This window comes from Pseudomonas sp. UBA1879, assembly GCF_002338065.1.
Classification (GTDB): domain Bacteria; phylum Pseudomonadota; class Gammaproteobacteria; order Pseudomonadales; family Pseudomonadaceae; genus Aquipseudomonas.
This window is the reverse complement of record NZ_DDHJ01000004.1, coordinates 311,203-335,756: the sequence shown is the minus strand read 5'-3', so window position 1 is coordinate 335,756 and position 24,554 is coordinate 311,203. Positions and strand designations below refer to the sequence as shown.

Here is a 24,554-nt window from a genome sequence, read left to right as displayed (position 1 = left end):
CATGTCGAAGTTTTTCATCGACCGACCGATTTTCGCGTGGGTCATTGCCCTCGTGATCATGCTGGTCGGGGCACTTTCGATCCTCAACTTGCCGATCAACCAGTATCCGGCCATCGCGCCACCGGCCATCGCCATTCAGGTGACCTACCCAGGTGCGTCCGCACAGACCGTGCAGGACACCGTGGTTCAGGTGATCGAACAGCAGATGAACGGCATCGACAACCTGCGCTATATCTCGTCGGAAAGTAACTCTGATGGCAGCATGACCATCACGGTGACCTTCAACCAAGGCACCAACCCCGACATCGCGCAGGTTCAGGTGCAGAACAAGCTCAACCTCGCGACCCCGCTGCTGCCGCAAGAAGTGCAGCAGCAAGGTTTGCGCGTCACCAAAGCGGTTAAAAACTTCCTGCTGGTGATCGGCCTGGTGTCGGAAGACGGCAGCATGGCCAAGGAAGACTTGTCCAACTACATCGTTTCCAACATCCAGGACCAGATCGCCCGGACCCCTGGGGTGGGTGACTTCCAGGTCTTCGGCGCCCAGTACGCCATGCGTATCTGGCTCGATCCGGACAAGCTGAACAACTACCAACTGACCCCGGTAGACGTGAAAACCGCGATCACGGCGCAGAACGTCCAGGTCTCCTCCGGCCAGATCGGCGGGTTGCCAGCCGTCAAAGGTCAGCAGCTCAATGCCACTATCATCGGCAAGACCCGCCTGCAAACTGCCGAGCAGTTCGGCAACATTCTGCTCAAGGTCAATCAGGACGGCTCTCAGGTGCGCCTGAAAGATGTCGCGAGCATCGGTCTGGGTGGTGAGAACTACAGCGTTGACGCCCAGTTCAACGGCAAGCCGGCCTCTGGTCTGGCAATCAAGCTGGCGACCGGTGCCAACGCGCTGGACACCTCCAAGGCGATTCGCGACACCATGAGCCGTCTGGAGCCGTTCTTCCCGCCGGGCATGAAGGCCGTTTATCCGTACGACACGACGCCTGTGGTCAAGGAATCGATCAACGGGGTGGTTCACACCCTGGGTGAAGCGATCGTTCTCGTGTTCCTGGTGATGTACCTGTTCCTGCAAAACTTCCGCGCGACGATCATTACCACGCTGACGGTGCCGGTGGTATTGCTCGGGACGTTTGGCATCCTTGCCGCCGCAGGCTTCACCATCAACACCCTGACCATGTTCGGCATGGTCTTGGCCATCGGCTTGCTGGTGGACGACGCTATCGTTGTGGTGGAGAACGTCGAGCGGGTGATGGCTGAGGAGCATTTGTCGCCACGGGATGCCACGCGCAAATCGATGGAGCAGATTCAGGGCGCACTGGTCGGTATCGCGATGGTGCTCTCGGCAGTACTGCTGCCCATGGCGTTCTTCGGCGGCTCCACAGGCGTGATCTACCGGCAGTTCTCGATCACCGTGGTCTCGGCCATGGCGCTGTCGGTACTGGTCGCATTGGTCTTTACCCCGGCACTCTGTGCCACGCTGCTGAAGCCGATCGATGCCGACAAGCACGGTCAGCCGCGCAAAGGCTTCTTTGGCTGGTTCAACCGTACGTTCGACCGTGGCGTTCTGAGCTACGAGCGCGGCGTCGGTAACATCATTCGGCACAAGTTTCCGGCGTTCCTGGTCTACATCGCGATCTTCGCGGGCATGATCTGGATGTTCACGCGGATTCCAACCGCATTCCTGCCGGAAGAAGACCAGGGCGTGATCTTCGCGCAGGTACAGACGCCGCCGGGCTCTACAGCCGAGCGGACGCAAAACACCCTCGACAAGATGCGCGAATACCTGTTGACCGACCCGGGCGTGAAATCGGTGTTCTCGGTCAACGGCTTCAACTTCGCAGGTCGTGGTCAGAGTTCGGGGCTGGCATTCGTGTTGCTCAAGCCGTGGGAAGATCGCGACACGTCCAACAGCGTGTTCGAGGTCGCGAAACGGGCCCAGAGCCACTTCTTCGGCTTCCGCGATGCGATGTCCTTCGCCGTGGTTCCACCTGCGGTACTGGAACTGGGTAACGCCACCGGTTTCGACCTTTATCTGCAGGATCAGGCCGGTCTGGGCCATGAAAAGCTGATGCAGGCACGTAACCAATTATTGGGCCTCGCTTCGCAAAGCAAGATCCTGGCAGGTGTGCGCCCCAATGGCCTGACGGACGAACCGCAATACCAGCTGCTGATCGATGACGAGAAAGCCCGCGCCCTTGGCGTGACGCAAACCGACATCAACACCACCCTGTCGGTGGCGATGGGCGGTAACTACGTCAACGACTTCATCGACCGCGGTCGGGTGAAGAAGGTGTACATCATGGGTAATCCGAAATCGCGGATGAGCCCGGAGGACCTGAAGAAGTGGTACGTGCGTAACGCCAGCGGCGAGATGGTCCCGTTCGACGCCTTCGCGGGTGGCGAGTGGGTGTTCGGTTCGCCGAAACTGTCGCGTTACAACGGTGTACCTGCCGAAGAAATCCTGGGTACACCGGCCCCTGGCTACAGTACCGGCCAGGCGATGGCGGAAATCGAGAAACTCGCGCAGCAACTGCCGCAAGGCATCGGCTATTCCTGGACCGGGCTGTCGTTCGAAGAACGCCTTTCCGGCTCACAGGCTCCGGCGCTGTATGCAATCTCGGTGCTGGTCGTGTTCCTGTGTCTGGCGGCCTTGTACGAGAGTTGGTCGATCCCGATCGCCGTGCTGCTCGTCGTTCCGCTGGGTGTAATCGGTGCGCTGATGGCCACCAGCCTTCGCGGCCTGTCGAACGACGTGTTCTTCCAGGTGGGCCTGTTGGTGACGGTGGGGCTGGCGGCGAAAAACGCCATTCTGATCGTCGAGTTCGCCAAGGAACTGCATGAGCAGGGCAAGTCGCTGATGGATGCGGCAGTGGAAGCGTGCCGGATGCGGCTGCGTCCGATCGTGATGACGTCCATGGCGTTCATCCTCGGCGTGGTACCGCTGACGATCTCCACCGGCGCAGGCTCGGGGAGTCAGCACTCGATCGGTACCGGGGTGATTGGCGGTATGATCACCGCCACCATTCTGGCGATCTTCTGGGTGCCGCTGTTCTTCGTATCGGTATCCGGGTTGTTCAAAAGCAAACAGAAACACATCCCACACGATGAGGCTGGCCAATGAGCAAGTCCCTGATCTCTCTGGCAGTCGCCGCGTTCGTGCTGAGCGGCTGCTCGTTGATCCCTGATTACACGCAGCCCGCTGCACCGGTGGCCGCCCAGTATCCGCAAGGCCCGGCGTATTCGCCGGCCGAAGCGGCCAACCAGGCGGCCGCCGAACAAGGCTGGCGCCAGTTCTTCCGCGACCCGGCACTGCAACAGCTGATCCAGACCTCGCTGAGCAATAACCGCGACCTGCGTGTCGCTGCATTGAACATCGACGCCTACCGTGCGCAGTACCGCATCCAGCGTGCGGACCTGTTCCCGGCGGTGGCCGCCGACGCGTCCGGCACCCGCCAACGCGTGCCGGGGGACTTGTCGCAGACCGGTCAAGCGAACATCACCAGTCAGTACTCGGTGGGCCTGGGCGTCAGCGCCTATGAGCTGGACCTGTTCGGTCGAGTGCGCAGCCTGAGCGAGCAAGCGCTGGAAACCTACTTCGCCAGCGAAGAGGCCCGTCGCAGCACGCAGATCAGCCTGGTGGCCAACGTCGCCAACGCGTATTTGACCTGGCAGGCTGACAAGGAACTGCTGAAGCTGACCCAAGACACCCTCGGTGCCTTCGAAGAAAGCCTTCGCCTGACCTCACGCAGCAACGAAGTCGGCGTCGCCTCGGCACTCGATCTGGCGCAGTCGAGGACGTCCGTGGAAAGCGCGCGCGTCAAGCTGGCGCAGTACCAACGTCTGGTCGCGCAGGACGAGAACAATCTCGTGCTGCTGCTTGGCACGGGTCTGCCCGCCGACTTGCCAGCGCCGCAACCGTTGAGCGCTGACATGCTCAACGAGATGCCTCCGGGCTTGCCGTCGGAACTGCTGCAACGTCGTCCGGACATCCTTCAGGCCGAGCACAACCTGAAAGCGGCCAATGCCAATATTGGCGCTGCCCGTGCCGCGTTCTTTCCGAGCATCAGCCTGACGGCCAGTGCCGGAACCGCAAGTAGCGACCTGAGCGGTCTGTTCAAAGGAGGCTCCGGCACCTGGCTGTTCCAGCCGCAGATCAACCTGCCGATTTTTAACGCGGGCAGCCTGCGGGCAAGCCTGGACTACTCGAAGATTCAGAAGGACATCGGCGTCGCCAACTACGAGAAGGCGATTCAGACAGGCTTCCAGGAGGTGTCCGACGGCTTGGCAGCACGCAAGACCTTCACCGATCAACTCAAGGCGCAGAACGATTTCGTGAACGCTAACCAGGACTACTACCGCCTGGCAGAGCGTCGTTACCGTATCGGCATCGACAGCAACCTGACCTTCCTCGACGCTCAGCGTCAGTTGTTCAGCGCGCAGCAGTCGCTGATCACCGATCGTCTTGCGCAGTTGAACAGCGAAGTCAATCTGTACCGCGCACTGGGTGGCGGCTGGTACGAACAGACCCCGACCGGCCAGAAAAAGCCGACCTCGGGCGATGTGCCGCAAATGCGCATGTTCTGATTCACCCACCCATAAAAAACCCACCGTACGGTGGGTTTTTTATGGCCTGTCATGCAGGCGCTGACGCTTAACGTATCTGACGGTTGGACGCTGTCTTCATCGTGGAGGCGGCTTTGGTGGCGATTGCAGTTTGCCAGCCAACATAGAATCTTCGACAGAAAACATCATTGAGCCCAGGCCTTGATTCGCCGACCTGCTCAACTCAGCAGAAATTCCTTCACGCGCAAGGTGAACGTTTCGCCCAATTCAACGTTGGAGAGATGCGCCGCATAGTAGTCCGACAGCTGTGAACCCTTGATGTGGTTCTGCAGAAAATGCCCATCAGCCACTGTCGTGACCGGGTCATGGCTGCCGCAGATGATCAGCGTATTGACCGTGATCGATCCCAGTTCTTTACGGAAATCCGCATCGCGGACCGCTGCACAGCACGCCGCATAGCCCACCGGCGAAGTCGCCGCGAGCACGTCTATCGCTGCCGTTACCCTGTCCGCATGATCACGGGCAAAATCCGGCGTGAACCAGCGCTGCACGGTGCCAGGCTGCAAGTCTTTCATCGCTTGCTCGCCGCCCTTCTCCACCGTGTCGATCCGGGGGCCCCACGTGTCCGGACCGCCAATCTTCGCAGCCGTGTTGCACAACACCAACTTAAGCAGCCGATCGCTGGCATGAATACCCAACCACTGGCCAATCAACCCGCCCATCGAGAGGCCACAGAAATGTGCGCGCTTTATCTTCAAAGCATCGAGCAAATCCAGCACGTCGCGAGCCAATTGCTCGATGGCGTAGGGGCCGTGGCTCACCACCGATTGACCATGGCCTCGCGTGTCGTACCGCAACACCCGGAAAAACTTGCTGAGCTCAGGGACTTGGGCATCCCACATGTGCAGATCGGTACCCAGCGAATTGGACAGAACAAGCACCGGAGCGTCGTCGGGACCCTGAATCTCGTAATGCAGTTGACCGCTTTGAAGTTGTACGAATGCCATCACATCTCCTTAATCGAGCACTTGGCAAGAAAGTCGTCGAGGGATATGGACACGCGCGCCCGGTGACAGGCGCGCGCAATCCGATCAATGGTCTTCGTGCAGATAATCCGGCTTTTTCGGCAAACGCAGGCTGAAGAAGAACGCAATCGCCATCATGCCTGTCACGTACCAATAGAAGATGTTTTCCGAGCCCATGTTCTTGAAACTCAGCGCCACGAATTCCGCCGAGCCGCCAAAGATCGCATTGGCGACGGCGTACGCCAGACCCACCCCCAAGGCACGGACATGCACGGGGAACATCTCGGCTTTCACCAGGCCACTGATGGAGGTGTAGAAACTGACGATGGCCAAGGCGAGAGTGATCAGCAAAAAGGCCACGACCGGGCTGGTGGTTGTCTTGAGGGTCATCAGAATCGGCACGGTGCACAGTGTGCCCAGCGCGCCGAACCACATCATCGACGCACGACGACCGATCTTGTCCGCCAGCATGCCGAACAGAGGCTGCATGCACATATAGAAGAACAGCGCGCAGGTCATGATGTAACTGGCAGTTTTGGCGTCCATGTGCATGGTGTTCACCAGGTACTTCTGCATGTACGTGGTGAAGGTGTAGAAAATCAGCGAGCCGCCCGCGGTATAACCCAATACGGTGATGAACGCGCGGGTGTGGTTACGGAACAACGCGGCCATGCTGCCGGCGTCTTTGTCCTGACGCACTTCCGCAGTCGTGGTTTCCTTGAGCGAGCGGCGCAGCAGCAGCGAGATCACCGCCGCAATGGCACCCACGACGAATGGAATCCGCCAGCCGTAGGCTTTCAGCTCGTCGGCGTTGAGGAATTGCTGCAGGATCACGACCGTCAGCACCGCCAGCAATTGCCCGCCGATCAAGGTCACGTACTGGAACGAGCCAAAGAAGCCCCGCTGCCCCCGCAGCGCGACCTCACTCATGTAGGTCGCCGTGGTGCCGTATTCGCCCCCCACCGACAGGCCTTGAAACAGGCGTGCGACAAGCAACAGAAAAGGTGCCCACGCGCCGATGGCGGCATACGTCGGCAGACAGGCGATGACCAGCGAGCCACCGCACATCATCAAGACCGAGATCATCATCGAGTTTTTGCGGCCGTGTTTGTCGGCGACCCGGCCAAACAGCCAGCCTCCGATTGGACGCATCAGGAAGCCCGCGGCGAACACGCCAGCGGTGTTCAACAGTTGAACGGTGGGATCATCGGACGGGAAGAAAGCCGGTGCGAAGTAGATGGCGCAGAAGGCGTAGACATAGAAGTCGAACCATTCCACCAGGTTGCCCGAAGAGGCACCCACGATCGCGAAAATCCGCTTGCGCCTCTCTTCTCCGGTGTAGTGAGTCGTTGTCATTATTGTTTCCCCAATTTTTATATGGACCCGCGTAAAACGTGAGTCTACGACATAACCTGAAACAGTTAGACTTAATCAGTAACATTCAGACATCACAAAGACAATCACCCAAGCGGTCAGCGACCTTTTGTGAAGGCCGCGACGGCTCGGGTGATGGGTCTCATGGTCTCGCTTATCGTTCGATTGCCAGAGCCAGGCCTTGGCCCACGCCGACGCACATGGTTGCCAGCCCTTTGCGGCCGCCGGTTTTCTCAAGATGATGCAACGCTGTCAGCACTAGACGCGCACCGCTCATGCCCAACGGATGGCCAAGGGAGATCGCCCCGCCGTTCGGATTAACCAGGGCCGAATCGTCGGCAATGCCCAACTCGCGCATAACGGCCAGGCCTTGGCTGGCGAAGGCCTCATTGAGTTCGATGACGTCGAAATCCGATACCGCAAGCCCCAGCCGCTCAACCAGTTTGCGCACCGCTGGTACCGGCCCGATGCCCATGACGCGAGGCTCCACGCCCGCGCTGGCCATGCCCAAGACACGAGCCCGAGGCGTGAGTCCATGGGTCTTGACCGCTTCGGCCGAGGCGAGAATCATCGCCACAGCGCCGTCGTTCAGGCCTGCGGCATTCCCCGCCGTGACGGTTTTTCCGGGGCCGTTGACGGGCTTCAGCTTGCTCAAGGCCTCGAGGTTGGTGTCGGCACGCGGGTGTTCGTCCTGGTCGACGAGGATCTCGCCCTTCTTGTGCGCAATACGCACCGGGACAATCTCTTCGGCAAAAAACCCGCTCGCCTGCGCCGTTGCGGCGCGTTGCTGACTGCGCAATGCAAAGGCGTCCTGATCTTCGCGAGAAACGTTGTAGTCTTCGGCGACGTTGTCACCGGTCTGCGGCATGGTTTCCACGCCATACGCTTCTTTCAGCTGCGAGTTGACGAAACGCCACCCAAGGGTCGTGTCTTCGAGCTTCTGTCCACGGCCAAATGCCGTTTCCGCCTTGCCCATCACGAATGGGGCGCGGGACATCGATTCGACGCCGCCTGCAATCGCCAGCTCCATCTCTCCGCAGGCAATGGCTCTGAACGCCGAACCCACGGCATCCAGGCCCGAAGCGCACAACCGGTTCAATGTGACGCCCGGTACCGAAACCGGCAAGCCTGCCAACAGCGCCGCCATGCGCGCGACGTTGCGGTTGTCTTCGCCTGCCTGGTTCGCGCAGCCAAGAAAGACCTCATCGAGCGCCTGCCAGTCCACCGACGGGTTACGTTCCATCAGGGCCTTGATCGGCAACGCCGCCAGATCATCGGCGCGGACCGTCGCCAACGCGCCTCCGAAACGGCCGATTGGCGTACGAACCGCGTCGCAGATAAATACGTCACGCATCATGCTTCTCCCTATGCATCTGGGGTAGGCGCGCACCACCGCGCGCAAGTGACCGTCAGGTTATGCCTGCGTGTTGCAAGGGGGCAATTCGATAATCGACTAACCGTTCGATAATCGAACGGTTAAAACGCCGGCGGTATCAGGTGAAAAGTTGAGTGCTGAGGTCCCGGCTGGCGTCGAGCATGATGGGGAGAAACTTCTGCTCCAGCTCGTTGCGCGTCACCCGGCCAGCGCTGGTGCTGACATTGAGCGCCGCCAGCACTTGCCCGGAAGCGTCATAGACTGGCACGGCAATCGACCGCAGGCCCTGCTCCAATTCCTGATCGACAATGCACCAGCCCTGCTGACGCACTTGTTGCAGGCATTCAAGCAACGCTTCGGCGGTGTGCAGGGTCCGGCTGGTCTTGGGCTGCAGGTCCGCGTGATCGAGGTATTCCTTGAGCGAAACGTCATCCAGCGCCGCCAGCAGAATTCTGCCCATGGAGGTGCAGTACGCCGGCAAACGCCCGCCAACCGCGAGGTCGACAGAGATAAGGCGTTGGGTCGTGGCCGAGCGGGCAATATAAAGAATGTCGTCGCCTTCGAGGGTCGCCATGTTGCAAGCCTCGTGTAACTGGCTGCTCATTTTGTCGAGGTAAGGCTGAGACGACACTGCCAAGGGCGTGGATGACAAATAAGCATGGCCCAGGGTGAGCACCTTCGGCAGCAGCGAATAGGTTCGGCCATCGGTGGTCGCGTAGCCAAGCTTGATCAGCGTATGCAGGCATCGTCTGACAGCCGCACGGGGAATTTCGGTGCGATGGCTGATTTGCGCGATGGTCAGATGACGCTTGCGTTCCTGAAAGGCATGAATCACCGCCAAGCCACGGGCCAGAGAGGTCATGAAGTCGGGATCACCGGTGAAGGCCTGGATCCGTTTGGCCGGCGATGCCACGATCGGAGGGGCCAGCGAAGCAAAGGAGTTACGCAGTTGATCGTTCATTTGCACACCGTTCGTCGTTGCCACGCAGGCCTTCTGTTGCGCCACTCTCGCTTCTTTTTTAGGGATCGGCAAGCGTGATTTGGGCGATTATCGAACGACTGACCGATAATCGCAATTGACCCGTAGCGTCGATGCTTATACCTTTCACACGCCACCATGTGGCTTCTTGGAAATACTGGTCAGGTACCCACTGAGAAGTCCCAGGCACGGCCTTGCTAATCGCGAGGCCGTTTTACTCCCAACGCCGCCCGCCCACTTTTGCTTGTAATCATCCTCATACAACTGCCTCAATCGATATCCGCCACTTGCAATGGAATTCCGTCGTCAGAAATCTGTCTGATGAGCCAATTGTTATGACTAACAAAGTTTCGTCATAATTTTGCCGGCACGAACTTCGGAACCTTCGTACACGAAAAGAGTATTTGTCCTCACTTATTCAAGTGAACTGCGCTCTACAGTTGACTCTCGTCATCGTCTTGGAGATAGTACCGGACATTGACGTACTAGAGCGCCAAGGCGTGATTGACGTGTGCAGCCCCACCGACTGTGGATCCAATCAACGCACCGCATGCACTAGCCAAGTGCAGCGCTGGCGATAGTCGGGCCAAAAGCCAAGTCAATTCGTTTGCCTACTGGCAACCTATTAATCGAATGTAGCTACGACAGTTTTGTCGTTCTGGTGTGCGTAGCCGCTTGTGGAATTAGTGCTGAAAAGTTTCATCAAAGACGTATCGCCACCGCTCGCGCTCCAGCGGTCAGTCATTGAATCATTTCGTACTTCCGGTACACAGCGATAACACCGGGGCCCAACTTGACACTCTCAGGTAATAACGTGACCAAAGATGAACTGCGCGCAGAACTAGAGCGCCAGGAACAACGTTACAAGGAAGTATACGGCGGTGAAGTGACCACCTACGCCGCTCAGCCCGAGCCAGAACGCAAGCCTTGGCGCAAGCGTGCCAGCCTGCTGGATCAAGCGTTCAAGCAGGAACTTCAGAAGATGGAAAGCGAGCTCAACGAAGAACCCTGATCATTCTGCTCGGGGTACTCGTTCGCGGGTCTGCAGCAAAGCGCGCAGATGCCAGAATCGCTTCCAACCCCCGTCAGCCCTGGCGAAATGGCTGTGGGCTGAGGGGGCATTCGGGACGCTGCAGCATGCGACGCATCCGCTCCAAAGCTGCAAAAACCGGCGTGACCGTTGAGTCAGACGTTCATCTCTGTACGCGTCAGAGACGTGCGGGGGCGCGCCCGCGATCCACTCGCTTCCGCTTCCGTACCGCTGGCCTGGGCTTGAGCCTGCTGAACGATTTGATCATGCATGGTGGGTTGCCCTGCATCGGAAGCCCGGTTATTCGGGTCCTCCAGCAGGCGCTGTCCTTCCGCAAGATCGCCTTCTTCGAGCGCACCCCGAGTACGAAGTTTGTCGATCATCTTGTTGGCATAGGCGGCAACGTCGGCAGTCACTGAGGCCGTCATCGCCCATGCGCCAAAGTAAGCCGCCTCGCCACCTGATGCGAGCAGGTCGCCTGCCAGCGTTGCCGCCGTCTCGGATGCGCCACTGGCCAATGCGAGCTGCTTGCCTTTTGCGCGAAGAAGTTCGTTGGCCGCGATCCCGCCTCCAAGGATCATCAGGTCGGAAACGATACCCGTCGGCGTGAAAAGCGACTGGATGGATTTGCTGGCGTCTTGCGCGATGTCCAGCGGCAAATGCGCGGCGCGGGAGAATACGCTCTTGGACTTCTCCTTGAAGTTATAGGCCTCAAGTTTGTCGAACTGCTGTTCCCAGTCACGGCTGCCCATCAAGTATTCAGGGCCGGCCCGTTCGTTTTTCCTGTCCCAGATGAGCTGCAGCAGCGACATCATCGCGCCCGCCGCCGCGGAACCTCCTGACGAGATCGCCCCTTTCACCGTACCGGCAACCTTGGCGTAGCCCTCGTTGCCCAGCGAACTCGCAACACCTTTACCCGCGGCGCTCATCAGCGATGCACCGATGTTTTTGCCGGTAAAGGTCTGGACCGTCACGGCACTGGCAACGCCTTTCTTGAAATTACTGGCTTGATGGCTTTCCGCGTGGGCCGCAACAGCGTCTTCAAGCTGTTTCCCTTCAGCAGACAACCACTGCGTATCGCTCGTCGACCGTTTCAGCACCCCTCCGGCAATCGAGTTGGTCGCCACGAAGAGCGCTGCGCTCAACACGTTTTGCGTATTTACTCGCGAGTCTTTGCCATTCAACGTCATGATCTCCGGCAGCGCCGTAAGCAGCGCTCCTGCCGCCGTGAAAGGTAAAGAACGGATGCCGCCTACCAACATGGTGGAATAGTCATCCGCCTGCTTGCCCTTGGCCAGCACGTCTATCACGTCCGCAGCCGTTTTGCCCTTTGCTGCAAGGCGCTCAGATCGAGTGCGCACCAACTCTTCACGACCCGGGTCCGGCAAATTATGAAACACCTGATGCCGTAGATGATGGGCGATGGCAATCCGGTTGGTCTCTTGCGGCGAAACAGCGGCCACGGCCGTCGTATGTTGAACACCCGCGGTATTTGGAAGCGGGCGATGCGCGGTCAGCGGGATGTTGGTATTCATCGGAATCGGCACCTGAACTGTGGGAATAACTCAGACTGGGTGGCGCCGAGCTGTAGGAAGGTTCCGAAATTCCTCGGTCAGCCAAGGAAGGGCCTTCTGTAGCGCAAAAGAATTTCGTCGCAAGTCATTACCAATCGGCGGCTTGCCTATCGGTTAGTTTTTTTTCTGTCATAATCCCGCCCCCTTAATACCGGGTCAGAAAACCTTCCATGATCGATTTATTCAGCGGACTGGATGCTTGGGTGATTGTGAGCCTGCTGCTCGCCCTCGCGTTTGTCCTCACCTTCGAGTTCATCAACGGCTTTCATGACACCGCCAACGCGGTGGCGACAGTCATTTACACCAAGGCCATGCCGCCTCATCTGGCCGTGTTCTTCTCGGGTGTGTTCAATTTTCTCGGGGTGCTGTTGGGCGGCGTCGGCGTGGCCTATGCCATCGTCCATCTGCTACCGGTCGAATTGCTGATCAACGTCAACACCGGTCATGGCCTGGCAATGGTCTTCTCGCTGCTGGCTGCGGCGATCACCTGGAACCTCGGCACCTGGTATTTCGGCATTCCGGCCTCCAGCTCACACACCCTGATCGGCTCCATTCTGGGCGTAGGCCTGGCCAACGCGCTGATCAACCACATTCCGCTGGGTGAAGGGGTGAACTGGCAGAAGGCGATCGATATCGGTGCCTCGCTGGTGTTTTCCCCATTGGCCGGTTTCATCGTCGCGGGGTTGGTGCTGATCGGGCTGAAAACCTGGCGCCCGTTGTCGAAGATGCACAAGACGCCGGAACAGCGCCGCAGCATCGACGACAAGAAGCATCCGCCGTTCTGGAATCGCCTGGTCCTGGTGATTTCGGCGATGGCGGTCAGCTTCGTCCACGGTTCCAACGACGGCCAGAAGGGCATCGGCCTGATCATGCTGGTGCTGATCGGCATCGTTCCGGCCCAGTTCGTGCTGGACCTGAGCACCACTACCTATCAAATCGAGCGCACCCGTGATGCGACCCAGCACCTCAGTCAGTTCTATCAGCGCAACAGCGCGACACTGGGTGAATACCTGGCATTGGGCAAATCGACATCGGGCGACCTGCCTGAGCGTTTCAGTTGCAACCCTGAGCAGACCGAACCCACCATCGACGCGCTGCTGAACAACCTCAAAGGCGTGACGGATTACCACAGCCTGGCCCCCGAACACCGCATCGAAGTTCGCCGCTACCTGCTCTGCCTTGACGACACCGCGCGCAAGGTCGGGAAGCTGCCCGCTCTCGACGCCCGGGAAAAGTCCGATCTCGACAAACTGCGCAAAGATCTGACCACCACCACCGAATACGCCCCTTTCTGGGTGATTCTGGCGGTGGCACTGGCGCTGGGTATCGGCACCATGGTTGGCTGGAAGCGCGTGGTACTCACCATCGGCGAGAAGATCGGCAAACAGGGCATGACCTATGCGCAGGGCATGTCGGCGCAGATCACCACCGCCAGCGCCATCGCCCTGGCGAACGTGTTCAGCCTGCCCGTTTCGACCACCCACATCCTGTCATCTGGCGTGGCCGGGACCATGGTCGCCAACAAAAGTGGCCTCCAAGGTGGCACCGTTCGCAACATCCTGCTGGCTTGGGTGCTGACCCTGCCTGCCACCGTCGCGCTGTCGGCGGGTCTGTTCTGGCTGGCGTCGAAAGCACTGGCGTGACTGCGTCGATAGCCTGAGACAAAAAATGCCCACTGCTTGAGTGGGCATTTTCGTTTCTGGGATGCCCCTTCGCTCAGCGCCGCTTTTTGCTTCCACCCAATAGTGAGCCCATCAGCCCCCGCACCAGCTCCCGTCCAATCTGATTCGCAGCCTGGCGCATTGCACTCTTGACCGCCTGGCCGGCCAAGCCACCCAAGAAACCGCCCGCCATGTCCGCGAAGCCGCCTTCAGCTTTTCCTTCCGGTGCAGGCGGATGTGCCTTATCAACCACCGGCCCTTTGCGTGCCAGTAACATTTCGTAGGCAGATTCCCGGTCCACCGGTTTGTCATAGCGCCCCGCCAGTGGCGACTGGGCGATCAATCCCGCCCGCTCAGCCTCGCTCAGCGGACCAATTCTCGACTGCGGCGGGGCCACGAATACCCGCCTGACCATTTCCGGTGTGCCTTTTTCCTGCAACGTGCCAACCAGCGCCTCGCCGATGCCCAGCTCCGTCAACACCGTCAGCGCATCAAATTCCGGATTCGGCCGAAAGCCCGCCGCCACCGCCTTGAGGGATTTCTGCTCTTTGCTGGTGAATGCTCGGAGGCCATGCTGAATTCGCAAACCGAGCTGCGCCAGAATGGCGTCTGGCAGATCCCCCGGGGACTGCGTGACGAAATACACGCCTACCCCTTTGGAACGAATCAGGCGCACCACTTGTTCGAGTCGGTCTTGCAACGCTTTGGGCGTATCAGCGAACAACAGGTGCGCCTCGTCGAAGAATAAAGCGAGCAAGGGTTTGTCGGCGTCGCCGCGTTCCGGCAGTTGCTCGAACAGTTCAGCCAGCAGCCACAACAGAAACGTCGCGTAGACCTTGGGCGCTTCGTGAACCAGGCGGCTGGCATCGAGTAGATGAATACGCCCTCGCCCATCCGGTGCCAACTGCAGCAGGTCTTCCAGCTGCAAGGCAGGTTCGCCAAACAGCGCCTCGGCACCTTGCTGTTCAAGCACTGCCAGGCGACGTAACAGCGCCTGGCTCGACCCGGTGGTCATCAACGCGCTGTCCTCACCCAGCACGTCGGGCTGATCGCGCAGGTAACTGAGCAGCGCCTTGAGGTCTTTGATATCCAGCAACAACAACCCTTCGCGATCGGCCACCTTGAACGCTGCGTACAACGCCGACTGTTGACTGTCGGTGAGTTCGAGGAGGCTACCGAGCAGCAACGGTCCCATTTCCGACAAGGTCGTGCGCAATGGATGGCCAGACTGGCCTTGCACATCCCACAAGGTGACGGGATATCCCTGAGGTGTGTGGTTCAACCAAGGCATGCTGGCGATGCGCTCGGCGACCTTGCCTTGTGGATTGCCCGGCGCGCCCAATCCGCAGAGATCACCTTTGATATCGGCCGCAAATACCGCAACGCCGGCATCACTGAAAGCTTCCGCCAAGCGTTGCAATGTCACGGTTTTCCCCGTGCCCGTCGCGCCCGCCACCAGGCCGTGACGATTGGCCAGACGTAGCGCCTGACCGATCGGCTGACCGTCCGGCCCGGCGCCGATAAGAATGTCTTGAGAATCCGGCATGTCTTCACCCACAGATCACATTGGTTTTACGCAGCAAGATCGAGATAACGCTTACGCTTCTTCTGCATCGAAGATTGCCAACCCGAGTCGGCCCCTTCACTCTAGTTCACCCAGCGCGATGATCACGAGGCCAAAGGCGCTCGCCGAACACCCGCCCCTGATGGCGGTCAATCAAGGACGCAAATTTGCAGGACACTCTCCAGATGCCCATCTCTGCTCGAATCGACGCCCCGTCGCGTCCTCATCGACTCGTCCGACGTAGCAAGGCGCCCGCGCATCGACGTCGCAGGTTCTGCGCGTGAAGCGACTGTTCTGGCTGGTGGCACTGCTGGTGCTCGCATTGCTCATTCCCCTGTTCATGGGGGGCATGGACATGTTTCATCGCCTGCGTAACTTTCCGCTGCCGCTGTTTCTGGCGATGTTCGGCATGGTGCTGGTGGGGTGGTGTGCGAACACCATGCGCCTGCGTCTGCTATTGGGGGACAGCGCCAATGGTTTGGGGATGCGCAAGAGTCTGGGTGTGGTCATGGCAACCGAATTCGCCTACAGCGCGACGCCCGGTGGCAGTGGTGCGCCGCTGACGCTGGTGGCATTGCTGTCACGCTGCGGGATCGGCCCGGCCAAAAGCACCGCGGCGTTCGCGACTGACCAGCTCAATGACCTGGTGTTTTTTCTGCTCGCCCTGATCGGCATTTTGATTTACGCGGTGTTTCACAAACTCAGTGAAAACCTCGAGTGGATGCTGATCGCCAGCGCCTTGCTGATCGGCGCAGGGCTGTGCGCGTGCGCGGGTTTCGCCCGTTTCCATCGGCGGATCATCCTCTTCAATGGCCGGCTGCTCAAACGCCTGAAACGCAAAAACACCACTCGCCTTCGCTGGGCGCGCAAGCTCCTGCATTTTCGTGACGCGCTGGCGGAAACCTGGAAGATGCCCCATCGGGTGCTGTTCAAAGTCTTCCTACTGACGTGCGTCCATTGGGGGCTACGCTACAGCGTGCTCTACCTGGCGCTGATCGGGCTTGGGGTGAACATCGATTGGGCCTAGACGTTTCTGGTACAGATGCTGTCGTTGAGCGCGGGACAGTTCAGCCTGTCACCTGGCGGCGCCGGCGCAGCGGAATTGACATCGGCGGCCTTACTGGCGCCAATGGTGGGGAAATCGACCGCAGCAGCGGCGATTCTGATCTGGCGCATCGTGACCTATTACTTCTACCTGGTTGCAGGCGGCCCGGTCTTTCTGCTGATGGTGGGCAAACCGCTGCTGATCAAGCTATTGCGGATCAAGACCTGATTCGTCCTCGTCCACAGGCTTGAGCGCATCCCACAATTGAGCAGCGCCCTCGAAGTCGGTGCCATCATCGGGCGATAACGCATCCGGGTCGTACCGGCTGAGGCAGCCTTCTCCCAGTGTAGGCGGAGCTTTGGAGGTGGCTTTGTCGAGGGGGTTGGTCATGTCTGCAACATCCTCTGCTTGGAATCAATGCTGCTGGAAAGCCATTCGCTGAGGGCGCCATTCACGCCCGCAGCGGCAAGCTTGAGGGAAGACACTCAGTCGAACACGACCGTCTTGTTGTCGTGCACCAGCACACGGTCTTCAAGGTGAGCGCGCAAACCGCGCGCCAGCACCATTTTTTCCACGTCACGGCCGAAACGCACCATGTTCTCGATGCTGTCGCGGTGAGTGACACGCACGACGTCCTGCTCGATGATCGGGCCCGCGTCCAGTTCTTCGGTGACGTAATGACACGTCGCGCCAATCAGCTTCACGCCTCGCAACGAGGCTTGATGATACGGCTTGGCGCCTACGAACGAGGGCAGGAAGCTGTGATGGATGTTGATCACCTGATGCGCGTACTCACGGCAAAGCTGTGGCGGCAGGATCTGCATGTACCGGGCCAGCACCACGACATCGGCTTCATGTTGCTTGACCAGACGCGACACTTCGGCAAACGCCGGTTCCTTGTCTTTCGGGTCAACGGGCACATGGTAATAGGGAATGTTGTGCCACTCGACCATGCTGCGCAGATCTTGGTGGTTGGAGATGACGCAGGCAATCTCGCAGTCCAGTTCATCGCTGTGCCAGCGGTGCAGCAAATCCGCCAGACAATGAGACTCGCGGCTGGCCATGAGCACTACGCGCTTCTTCTGATCCGAATCGGTGATGCGCCAATCCATTCCGAATTCTTCGGCAATCGGCGTGAACGCTTCACGGAAGCCATCCAGGTCAAACGGGAGGGTATCGGCACGGATTTCATGACGCATGAAAAACCAGCCACTGAGGCTGTCGGAATGATGACTCGCTTCGGTAATCCAGCCGTTGTAGGTCGCCAGAAAGTTACTGACTTTGGCAACGATGCCGACACGGTCCGGGCAAGCAATCACCAGACGAAAAGTGCGCATGGGGGGAAACTCCAGAACTTCGCAAAGGCGGCTATTCTAGCGGTTACCACGCGACCGTGCAGTAGGCTGTTCGAACTGATTTCAGTGCCATCGAAATCGACCTCGATCAGCGGTAATGCATCGCTGTTCTCGCGCTGCGCTCCCTGCCACGAAACAGGGCGTCAATAAACCTACTAAATAGCGTAGGTATTTACGCGGGACGCGCATGACACTTTTTTCACGAAACGGCGTAGGACTAGCGGCTATTTCAAAATGCGTCAGATAAAACATTTCTTAAATGTTTACTTGCGCAAATACTGTGACTATTATTGCGTCATTACACCCTGCCCATCACAACACAGGTAGCCCACATGTCCCTGATCAACGAATACCGCGCCACAGAAGAAGCCATCAAAGAACTGCAAGCGCGTCTGCAAAACCTGCAACAGGACGACAAACTGCAAAAGGAACTTGAGTTCGAAGGCAAACTGCGCACCCTGATGGGCGAATATCAAAAATCCCTGCGCGACATCATTGCCCTGCTGGATCCAGACTCCAAACTGAAAGCCCCGCGTGGCGGCGCTGCAGTCAAAACTACCGGCACCAAACGTGCACGTAAGGTCAAGCAATACAAGAACCCGCATAACGGCGAAATCATCGAAACCAAAGGTGGCAACCACAAGACGCTGAAAGAGTGGAAAGCCAAGTGGGGCGGCGACGAGGTTGAAAGCTGGGCAACTCTGCTGGGCTAACGCTCACACAGTTCTGCCACGTTGTGCAGTGATGTGCGACTCATAAAAAACGCCAGCAAATGCTGGCGTTTTTTATGACCTGTACTCGACCTCGGATGCGTTCATATTCCCAATCGCTGCTTCAGCTGCAGTGAGTAATCCTGCCATTGATAGAGCACTTTGAGCTGCTCCGGAGTCGCTTTCAACGACAGCTCTATCAACGCTTTGGTGAAGGCTTTCAGGGTATTGGGGGCGCCCGCCCGGGGATCGCTGAGACGTTCCCGACAAAAACCCAACCAGCGCTGTTGGTCCGCGACATTGAGCGTTTCGGCAAAGTTACGAGCGCGGTAGCGAAATAACAATTCCGGAAGACGCGGATCATCGAACGGCCATGTATCGCTCGCTAATTGTTGCGGTTCCGCCATGCGAACCTGTTCACAAAGCCGGCGGTCCCTGTCATTAATAAACCCGTCATACAACTGTTGTTCAGGGTCCTCGCTGACAGCGAACTCCTCGCCGGCATAAACGTTCTTCAACTTTTCCTCCCAGATGCCCTGCCCTTCGCCCAACACCCGAACCCGTTCTTTGTACACGGTCAGGTCCAACTGCAGCCGATGCCGATCCTCTTCGCGTAGCACACTCAGGGGCGCGACTACCGGGCACTTATTTATATGCAGGAGTTTGAGCGGAACCGGCAATTGGCCGTCTAGCAGATCTTCTCGTCGGGTATATAAGCGCTGACGCAAGGTCTGCGCATCTTCGTCCAGTAGTGGGCTGTGGTCGTGAAACAGATCACAGACAATCAGCGCGTTGCGGTTCGTCGGATGCCACGCCAGAGGAAGTACAACGCCGAGGTAACTACGGGCTCCGGAAAAACGCCCGGATATATGCACCAAGGGTTGCAGCAGGCGTACCTGGTCCTGAACCTTGTGTTTACTGCGCAATTGAAAAAGATAGTCGTAGAGTTTGGGCTGTTTATCGCGAATGAGCCGCGCCAGCGCGATGGTTGCACGGACGTCGGACAACGCATCGTGCGCGTGTCCGTGGTCAATACCATTCGCCGCCGTCAGTCGCTCGAGTTTGAGGGTGACACGCCCCTCCTCTTCAGGCCAGACGATGCCTTCGGGGCGCAGCGCATAGGCCGTGCGCACCACGTCGATCAGGTCCCAGCGGCTGTTGCCACCCTGCCACTCCCGGCCATAGGGGTCGAAGAAGTTGCGGTAAAGACTGTAGCGCGTCATCTCGTCATCGAATCGCAACGTGTTATAGCCCGCACCGCACGTGCCGGGCAGCGACAGTTCAGCGTGCACACGGGTCATGAAATCGGCTTCGCACAGGCCCTTTTCCGCCAGACGTGCCGGGGTGATGCCGGTCACCAGACACGCGGCCGGGTGCGGAAGAATGTCATCGCTGGGCTGGCAATAAAGATTGATCGGATCGCCGATCTCATTGAGCTGATCGTCCGTGCGAATGCCCGCCACCTGAAGGGGCCGATCGTTTCGTGGGTTGATTCCGGTGGTTTCGTAGTCGTACCAGAAAATGCTGGAAGTCACGGGCTGATCCTGAGCAGAAGACCGGCGCAGTCTACCAGATCGACCTCTACGCCCCGCCTGCCTGTGTCGCAGCCGGAAGTGTTTAAAGACATTTCCCACACAACGGATCCGAATCATCCGGTTGCTTAGCATTCCCGTGCTGGCTAGCATCAGGCTTTATTTCTGGCGTATCCCCCCGACAATGTCCTCTTCGCACGCTTGGCCAAGGAATGCTGCGCAGCCTGCGCCACTGGACACCCGCATCCGCATGGAAACCCCGGAAGGGATTGACCTGGTATTGCGACCTGCAGGGCTGTTATCGCGATCACTGGCGTTCACCTTTGACCTGCTGATCCGCGGCGTTCTGCTGACAGGCCTGTTCTTTATGCTGGACGCCTTGGGCGAGTTCGGCACCGGGCTGTTCGTGCTGGCGCTGTTTCTCATCAACTGGTGGTACATGGTGCTGTTCGAAGTGCTGCACCAGGGGCGTACACCGGGCAAGCAGCTCATGGGCCTGCGGGTGGTTCATGATGACGGCACGCCGGTCGGCTGGTCCGCCTCACTGCTGCGCAACCTGTTGCGATTCGTCGACATGTTGCCCTTCGGCTACAGCGTGGGGGCCTTTGCCTGCCTTCAACACCCACTGTTCAAACGCCTCGGCGATCTGGCTGCGGGCACGCTGGTCATCTATCGAGACACCGCCACCACCCGACCTGCATTGCCGGATGCGCCCATCGTGACGGCACCTTTAGCGCTGAGCCTTGAGGAGCAGCGCGCTGTACTGTCCTTCGCGGAAAGGCAAGAAGGGCTTTCTCCCTCCCGCGCTCAGGAACTGGCCGACATACTCATTCCCGCGCTAATGCCCGCGCACGTATCGCCTGAACAGGCCGTGCAGCATTTGAACGGGATCGCCCGCGGCCTGGCGGGCTCGGCATGAAGCAGAGCCAGTTCGAGCGGCGTCATCAGGATGAATGGCAACGCTTCGCGGAGCGTCTGGATGCGCTGGAACGAAGCCGGCGAAAAAACGCGGCCGGAGACGGTTTCGCAGAGGCTTACCGGCACATCTGCCACCAACTGGCGCTGGCGCAAGAGCGAGGTTACAGCAGCTACCTGATCGACCCTTTGCAACAGCTGGCGATGCGCGGGCATCAGCAGCTGTATCGCCATCGCAGTCAGTTCGCGGCACAGCTGCTGAGTTTCGTCCTGGCCGATTTCCCTCGTCTGGTGCGTTCGGAATGGAGGCTGGTGGCGCTGGCGGGCGCGCTGTTCTTCGGCAGTCTGATCATCATGGGGACGCTCGTTTACGCCTACCCGGACCTCGTTTACAGCGTGGTGAGTCCGACGCAGGTCAGCGACATGGAAAGCATGTATGACCCGGCTGCCCGGCGCATCGGTCAGGCCACGGAACGTGCATCAAGCACGGATTGGCTGATGTTCGGCTACTACATCATGCATAACATCGGCATCGCGTTTCAGACCTTCGCCAGCGGTTTGCTGTTCGGCCTGGGCAGCCTGTTTTTCCTGTTTTTCAATGGCCTGATGATCGGCGCGGTCGCCGGTCATCTCACCGATGCGGGCTTTGGCGAAACCTTCTGGCCCTTCGTCGTAGGCCATGGCGCTTTCGAACTGACCGCCATCGCCCTCGCAGGCGCGGCAGGGCTGAAGCTTGGCTGGGCGCTGCTGGCACCGGGCGCGCGACGCCGAGGCGAAGCCCTGCACATGGCGGCCAAAGTCAGCGTGCGCCTGATGGGCGGCGTCATGCTGTTTTTGCTCATCGCTGCCTTTATAGAAGCGTACTGGTCGTCCATGACCTGGCCACAGCCCACGATCAAGTATTGGGTGGGCGCTGCGCTCTGGACGCTCGTCACCGCCTACCTCATCTTCGCCGGACGCACCACCCATGCGCCTGACTGAAGCCCGCGTGGCGATTCGCCCGCGCAATCCATGGGAAGCCGTCGACCTCGGCGTTCTGTTGGCGCGCCAGCATCAGCGACTATTGATGACCAGTTGGGCCATCGTCACGTTGCCACTCTTCGCGCTCTTGACTGTCGTGCTGTGGGATTACCCGACCGTGGCCGTCCTGCTGTTCTGGTGGTTGAAACCGGCGTACGAACGACTCCCCCTGCTGATTCTTTCCCAAGCACTGTTCGGCTCGCCTCCCACGCTCAAAGAAGCGCTCAAGGCCTGGCCGCGCGCGCTCAAACCGCAGCTGCTGGCCAGCCTGACCTGGCGGCGATTCAGCCTCAGCCGCAGTTTCAATCTGCCGGTTATGCAGCTGGAAGGGCTGGACGGGCTGCCGCGCGCGCAGCGCATCACGGTGCTGGGAGGGCAGAACCTGCGCGTCGTGCGCTGCCTGACGTCAATAGGCAGCACCTTGGAAATGTGCTTCTGGATCGGCCTGATGCTGCTGTTCTATGCGCTCATCCCGCCGCAGATCGAACTGGACTGGTCGTGGCGCAGCCTGCTGGACGTCGAGGGCCACTGGAATTGGCTGGAGCATTTGACCAATGGCTTCTACGCCTTGGTTCTGGTGCTATGGGGGCCGATTTACGTCTCGTGCGGGTTCACTCTTTACCTCAACCGCCGGACCACGCTGGAGTCCTGGGACGTGGAACTGGCCTTCCGCCGCTTGCGTCAACGCGTGGTGGGCAGTGCCTACGCACTGTTGCTGAGTGTCGCGTTAGGCCTCAGTTTTTCACCTTCGTCAGTCATGGCTGACGAGCGCACCGATGATTCGAATTACAGTTGTCCCCTTCCACCGCTGGACTTGCCACAAACCGAAGAACAGGTCGCGGCGCCTGGCACCGCGCGACTGCTCAATCAGCCTTTAACCAGCGAGGCGTCTCAAAACGCGATCAGGGCGGTGCTCGACAGCCCCCCCTTCAAGAACCCCAAGGCGGTTTCAGGCTGGCGCCTGGCCGATCAGAAGCAAGGCGCAAAAGTCGGAAAAACCGGCGACACACCGCAGTGGCTGGCGAAGCTGGTGGTGAACCTGCTGAACATCGGCAAAACGCTGTCGACAGTGTTCGAGGTGCTGCTATGGACCCTGATCGCTTTGATTGTCGTCTGGGTCATATGGCGCTATCGGGCGTGGTTTGGCACCTTCGTTAACCCTGGTCGACGCAAGTCGCCTCATCGACAGGATGCGCCGCAGCAACTGTTTGGCCTGCAAGTGAGTGCCGACAGTCTGCCGGACGATATCGCAGCAGCGGCGGAAAAACTCTGGCCGCAATCGCCTCGCGAGGCGCTGAGCCTGTTGTACCGCGCCCTGCTCAATCGCTTGCTCAACGACTATCAACTGCCGCTGAAGAACGCCGACACCGAAGGCCAGGTTCTGGAGCGCGTCGCAGCACTGAATCAGCCCCCCTTGCACGCCTATAGCCAGGAACTCATGCGTCATTGGCAGAACCTCGCCTATGGCCATCAGCTACCTGGCGATGCTGTGCAGCAGAACCTCTGTGACGATTGGCGACGACTCTTTGCCCGAGGGGTAGACTCATGAGTCGACGCGTATGGGTCCTGATCATTGCCGTGGCAGTACTCGGTCTCACGCTAGCGAGTATGCCGTTCCTCAAGCAACTTGAACGCTACGAGGAGGTGGTCGATCAGGGGCCATCCCCTGAGGTGCGGGCCAACCCTTACCTGGCCGCCGAAACGTTCCTGCGCCAACGCGGGCTTTCGGTCAACGTCACCCAGGCGCTTAACGCCCTGCCCGACACGAAAGGGCAGGCGCAGACCCTGATGTTGCTGGACACCCGTGAAAAGATGACGCCCTCCGAAGTGACCCGGTTGCTGGGCTGGGTACGGTCGGGTGGCCGGCTGCTGTTCGTCGCCGAGCAACTGTGGGATGAACAGAAAGGACGCAGTGGCGACCTGTTGCTCGATCAGTTGCAGATTCGTCAGTTCATGACTCGCGACGTGCGTGAGCAGGATCGACGACGCGAACGTGAGCAGATCAAACCCGTGATTCCACTCACCACCCCAGAGATCAAGGCCCCGGACACGCCATGGCCCGAACTGACCCGGCTTTACGTACAGAATGAAAGCGATCCCGCCTACATGAGCTTCGATCCGGCCTTTCATCTGGACGACCCGCAGGACCATGCACAATCGTGGGCTAACAGTGCCGATGCCACGCATATGCTGCAGATGGTGTACGGGAGCGGCCTGATCACTGTCCTGACCGACGCCGACGTGTGGAAAACCCGCGCCATTGGCCAATACGACAACGCCTGGCTGCTGTGGTACTTGAGTCAGGACAGCGCCGTCACCCTGCTGTTACGCACGGATCACGACGACCTGTTTGGTCTGCTGTGGAAGTATTTTCCGCAGGCGCTGCTCGCGCTTGCGTTGTGCATCGGCGCCGGGCTGTGGCATTGCGGTATGCGACAGGGTCCGCTCCTGCCTGAACCGAATCGAGACAGGCGCCAGCTTGGTGAACACCTGAGTGCCAGCGCCGATTTCCTTTTGCGGCGCAAAGGCCAGCATGCCTTACTGCGCGCCTTGCAGCAGGACATCCTGCGCCGGGCACGACAACGCCATCCGGGCTTTGAAACGTTGCCCGTCACCGAACAATGGCAATGGCTGGCGCGGATGACCCAACAGCCCACCCGTTTGATCGGACAGGCATTGCGCCCGCACGTGGAAGAGCGTCTGTCCAGCCCCGAATTCACCCGTCAGGTTGCCTACCTGCAAACCCTCAGGAATGCCTTATGATCTGACGCTTTCGGATCGTTAGATTCCTGTGCTATTAAAAGCAGACAGTTAGCAGCTAGG

18 protein-coding genes and 1 pseudogene are annotated in these 24,554 nt (G+C 59.3%); 10 read left to right on the top strand and 9 right to left on the bottom strand.

Translation table 11 applies throughout. The features are described from left to right. Position 1: 1 nt before the first annotated feature. On the top strand, positions 2 to 3,130 hold the full coding sequence (locus tag B3N48_RS04635) for an efflux RND transporter permease subunit (protein ID WP_296180040.1): 3,129 nt from the start codon (positions 2 to 4) through the stop codon (positions 3,128 to 3,130). Then, positions 3,127 to 4,593, top strand: a complete 1,467-nt coding sequence (locus B3N48_RS04630) for an AdeC/AdeK/OprM family multidrug efflux complex outer membrane factor (protein ID WP_296180038.1) — start codon at positions 3,127 to 3,129, stop codon at positions 4,591 to 4,593. Before B3N48_RS04635 ends, B3N48_RS04630 begins: the two co-directional genes overlap by 4 nt. Positions 4,594 to 4,790: 197 nt before the next feature. On the opposite strand, the gene pcaD is transcribed toward B3N48_RS04630, so the two are convergent. The 4 genes from pcaD to pcaR form a co-directional block, all read right to left on the bottom strand. Next, a complete protein-coding gene (gene pcaD / locus B3N48_RS04625; RefSeq protein WP_296180034.1) occupies positions 4,791 to 5,579 on the bottom strand; it encodes a 3-oxoadipate enol-lactonase in 789 nt (262 codons plus the stop codon). Positions 5,580 to 5,663: 84 nt separating this feature from the next. Next, complete coding sequence (locus B3N48_RS04620; protein ID WP_296180031.1) at positions 5,664 to 6,953, bottom strand: MFS family transporter; 1,290 nt, start codon at positions 6,951 to 6,953, stop codon at positions 5,664 to 5,666. Positions 6,954 to 7,125: 172 nt separating this feature from the next. Next, positions 7,126 to 8,328, bottom strand: a complete 1,203-nt coding sequence (gene pcaF / locus B3N48_RS04615) for a 3-oxoadipyl-CoA thiolase (RefSeq protein WP_296180028.1) — start codon at positions 8,326 to 8,328, stop codon at positions 7,126 to 7,128. Positions 8,329 to 8,464: 136 nt separating this feature from the next. Further along, positions 8,465 to 9,307: a pca regulon transcriptional regulator PcaR gene (gene pcaR / locus B3N48_RS04610; protein ID WP_296180026.1), complete on the bottom strand. Its 843-nt coding sequence runs from the start codon at positions 9,305 to 9,307 to the stop codon at positions 8,465 to 8,467. Positions 9,308 to 10,139: 832 nt separating this feature from the next. On the opposite strand from pcaR, the gene B3N48_RS04605 reads away from it, so the two are divergent. Then, entirely contained in the window at positions 10,140 to 10,337 is a 198-nt protein-coding gene (locus B3N48_RS04605; RefSeq protein WP_296180024.1) for a hypothetical protein, read from the top strand. 173 nt (positions 10,338 to 10,510) lie between these two features. On the opposite strand, the gene B3N48_RS04600 is transcribed toward B3N48_RS04605, so the two are convergent. Continuing rightward, on the bottom strand, positions 10,511 to 11,890 hold the full coding sequence (locus B3N48_RS04600) for a hypothetical protein (protein ID WP_296180022.1): 1,380 nt from the start codon (positions 11,888 to 11,890) through the stop codon (positions 10,511 to 10,513). Between the two features lie 209 nt (positions 11,891 to 12,099). Between B3N48_RS04600 and B3N48_RS04595 the strand changes: the two genes are divergently transcribed. Continuing rightward, complete coding sequence (locus B3N48_RS04595) at positions 12,100 to 13,572, top strand: inorganic phosphate transporter (protein WP_296180021.1); 1,473 nt, start codon at positions 12,100 to 12,102, stop codon at positions 13,570 to 13,572. Between the two features lie 73 nt (positions 13,573 to 13,645). Here B3N48_RS04595 and B3N48_RS04590 read toward each other — a convergent pair whose 3' ends face one another. Further along, positions 13,646 to 15,136, bottom strand: a complete 1,491-nt coding sequence (locus B3N48_RS04590) for a helicase HerA-like domain-containing protein (protein WP_296180019.1) — start codon at positions 15,134 to 15,136, stop codon at positions 13,646 to 13,648. Positions 15,137 to 15,434: 298 nt separating this feature from the next. Between B3N48_RS04590 and B3N48_RS04585 the strand changes: the two are divergent. Beyond that, positions 15,435 to 16,427, top strand: a pseudogene (locus B3N48_RS04585) (lysylphosphatidylglycerol synthase transmembrane domain-containing protein). On the opposite strand, the gene B3N48_RS04580 reads toward B3N48_RS04585, so the two are convergent. Together B3N48_RS04580 and purU are read right to left on the bottom strand one after the other, a co-directional pair. Continuing rightward, on the bottom strand, positions 16,407 to 16,589 hold the full coding sequence (locus tag B3N48_RS04580) for a hypothetical protein (RefSeq protein WP_296180018.1): 183 nt from the start codon (positions 16,587 to 16,589) through the stop codon (positions 16,407 to 16,409). The pseudogene B3N48_RS04585 and the gene B3N48_RS04580 overlap by 21 nt on opposite strands. Positions 16,590 to 16,684: 95 nt before the next feature. Continuing rightward, a complete protein-coding gene (gene purU, locus B3N48_RS04575) occupies positions 16,685 to 17,536 on the bottom strand; it encodes a formyltetrahydrofolate deformylase (RefSeq protein ID WP_296180017.1) in 852 nt (283 codons plus the stop codon). Between the two features lie 350 nt (positions 17,537 to 17,886). Here purU and mvaT point away from each other — a divergent pair, with 350 nt between their 5' ends. Continuing rightward, positions 17,887 to 18,267 (top strand): histone-like nucleoid-structuring protein MvaT, encoded by a 381-nt coding sequence (mvaT, locus tag B3N48_RS04570; protein ID WP_296180015.1) that lies wholly within the window; start codon positions 17,887 to 17,889, stop codon positions 18,265 to 18,267. A gap of 101 nt (positions 18,268 to 18,368) precedes the next feature. Here mvaT and sbcB read toward each other — a convergent pair whose 3' ends face one another. After that, positions 18,369 to 19,799 carry an exodeoxyribonuclease I gene (gene sbcB / locus B3N48_RS04565; protein ID WP_296181587.1) on the bottom strand — a complete coding sequence of 477 codons (1,431 nt, stop codon included), beginning with the start codon at positions 19,797 to 19,799 and terminating at the stop codon, positions 18,369 to 18,371. A 181-nt stretch (positions 19,800 to 19,980) separates the two neighbouring features. Between sbcB and B3N48_RS04560 the strand changes: the two genes are divergently transcribed. From B3N48_RS04560 to B3N48_RS04545, 4 genes are read left to right on the top strand one after another with little or no spacing between them, the layout of a single operon-like run. Next, a complete protein-coding gene (locus B3N48_RS04560; RefSeq protein ID WP_296180012.1) occupies positions 19,981 to 20,715 on the top strand; it encodes an RDD family protein in 735 nt (244 codons plus the stop codon). Beyond that, the gene (locus tag B3N48_RS04555; protein ID WP_296180010.1) at positions 20,712 to 21,692 is read left to right on the top strand and encodes a stage II sporulation protein M; all 981 of its coding nucleotides are present in this window, start codon (positions 20,712 to 20,714) and stop codon (positions 21,690 to 21,692) included. Before B3N48_RS04560 ends, B3N48_RS04555 begins: the two co-directional genes overlap by 4 nt. Then, positions 21,679 to 23,280 carry a DUF4129 domain-containing protein gene (locus tag B3N48_RS04550; RefSeq protein WP_296180008.1) on the top strand — a complete coding sequence of 534 codons (1,602 nt, stop codon included), beginning with the start codon at positions 21,679 to 21,681 and terminating at the stop codon, positions 23,278 to 23,280. Before B3N48_RS04555 ends, B3N48_RS04550 begins: the two co-directional genes overlap by 14 nt. Next, positions 23,277 to 24,494 (top strand): DUF4350 domain-containing protein, encoded by a 1,218-nt coding sequence (locus B3N48_RS04545; RefSeq protein ID WP_296180007.1) that lies wholly within the window; start codon positions 23,277 to 23,279, stop codon positions 24,492 to 24,494. Before B3N48_RS04550 ends, B3N48_RS04545 begins: the two co-directional genes overlap by 4 nt. Positions 24,495 to 24,554: the final 60 nt, after the last annotated feature.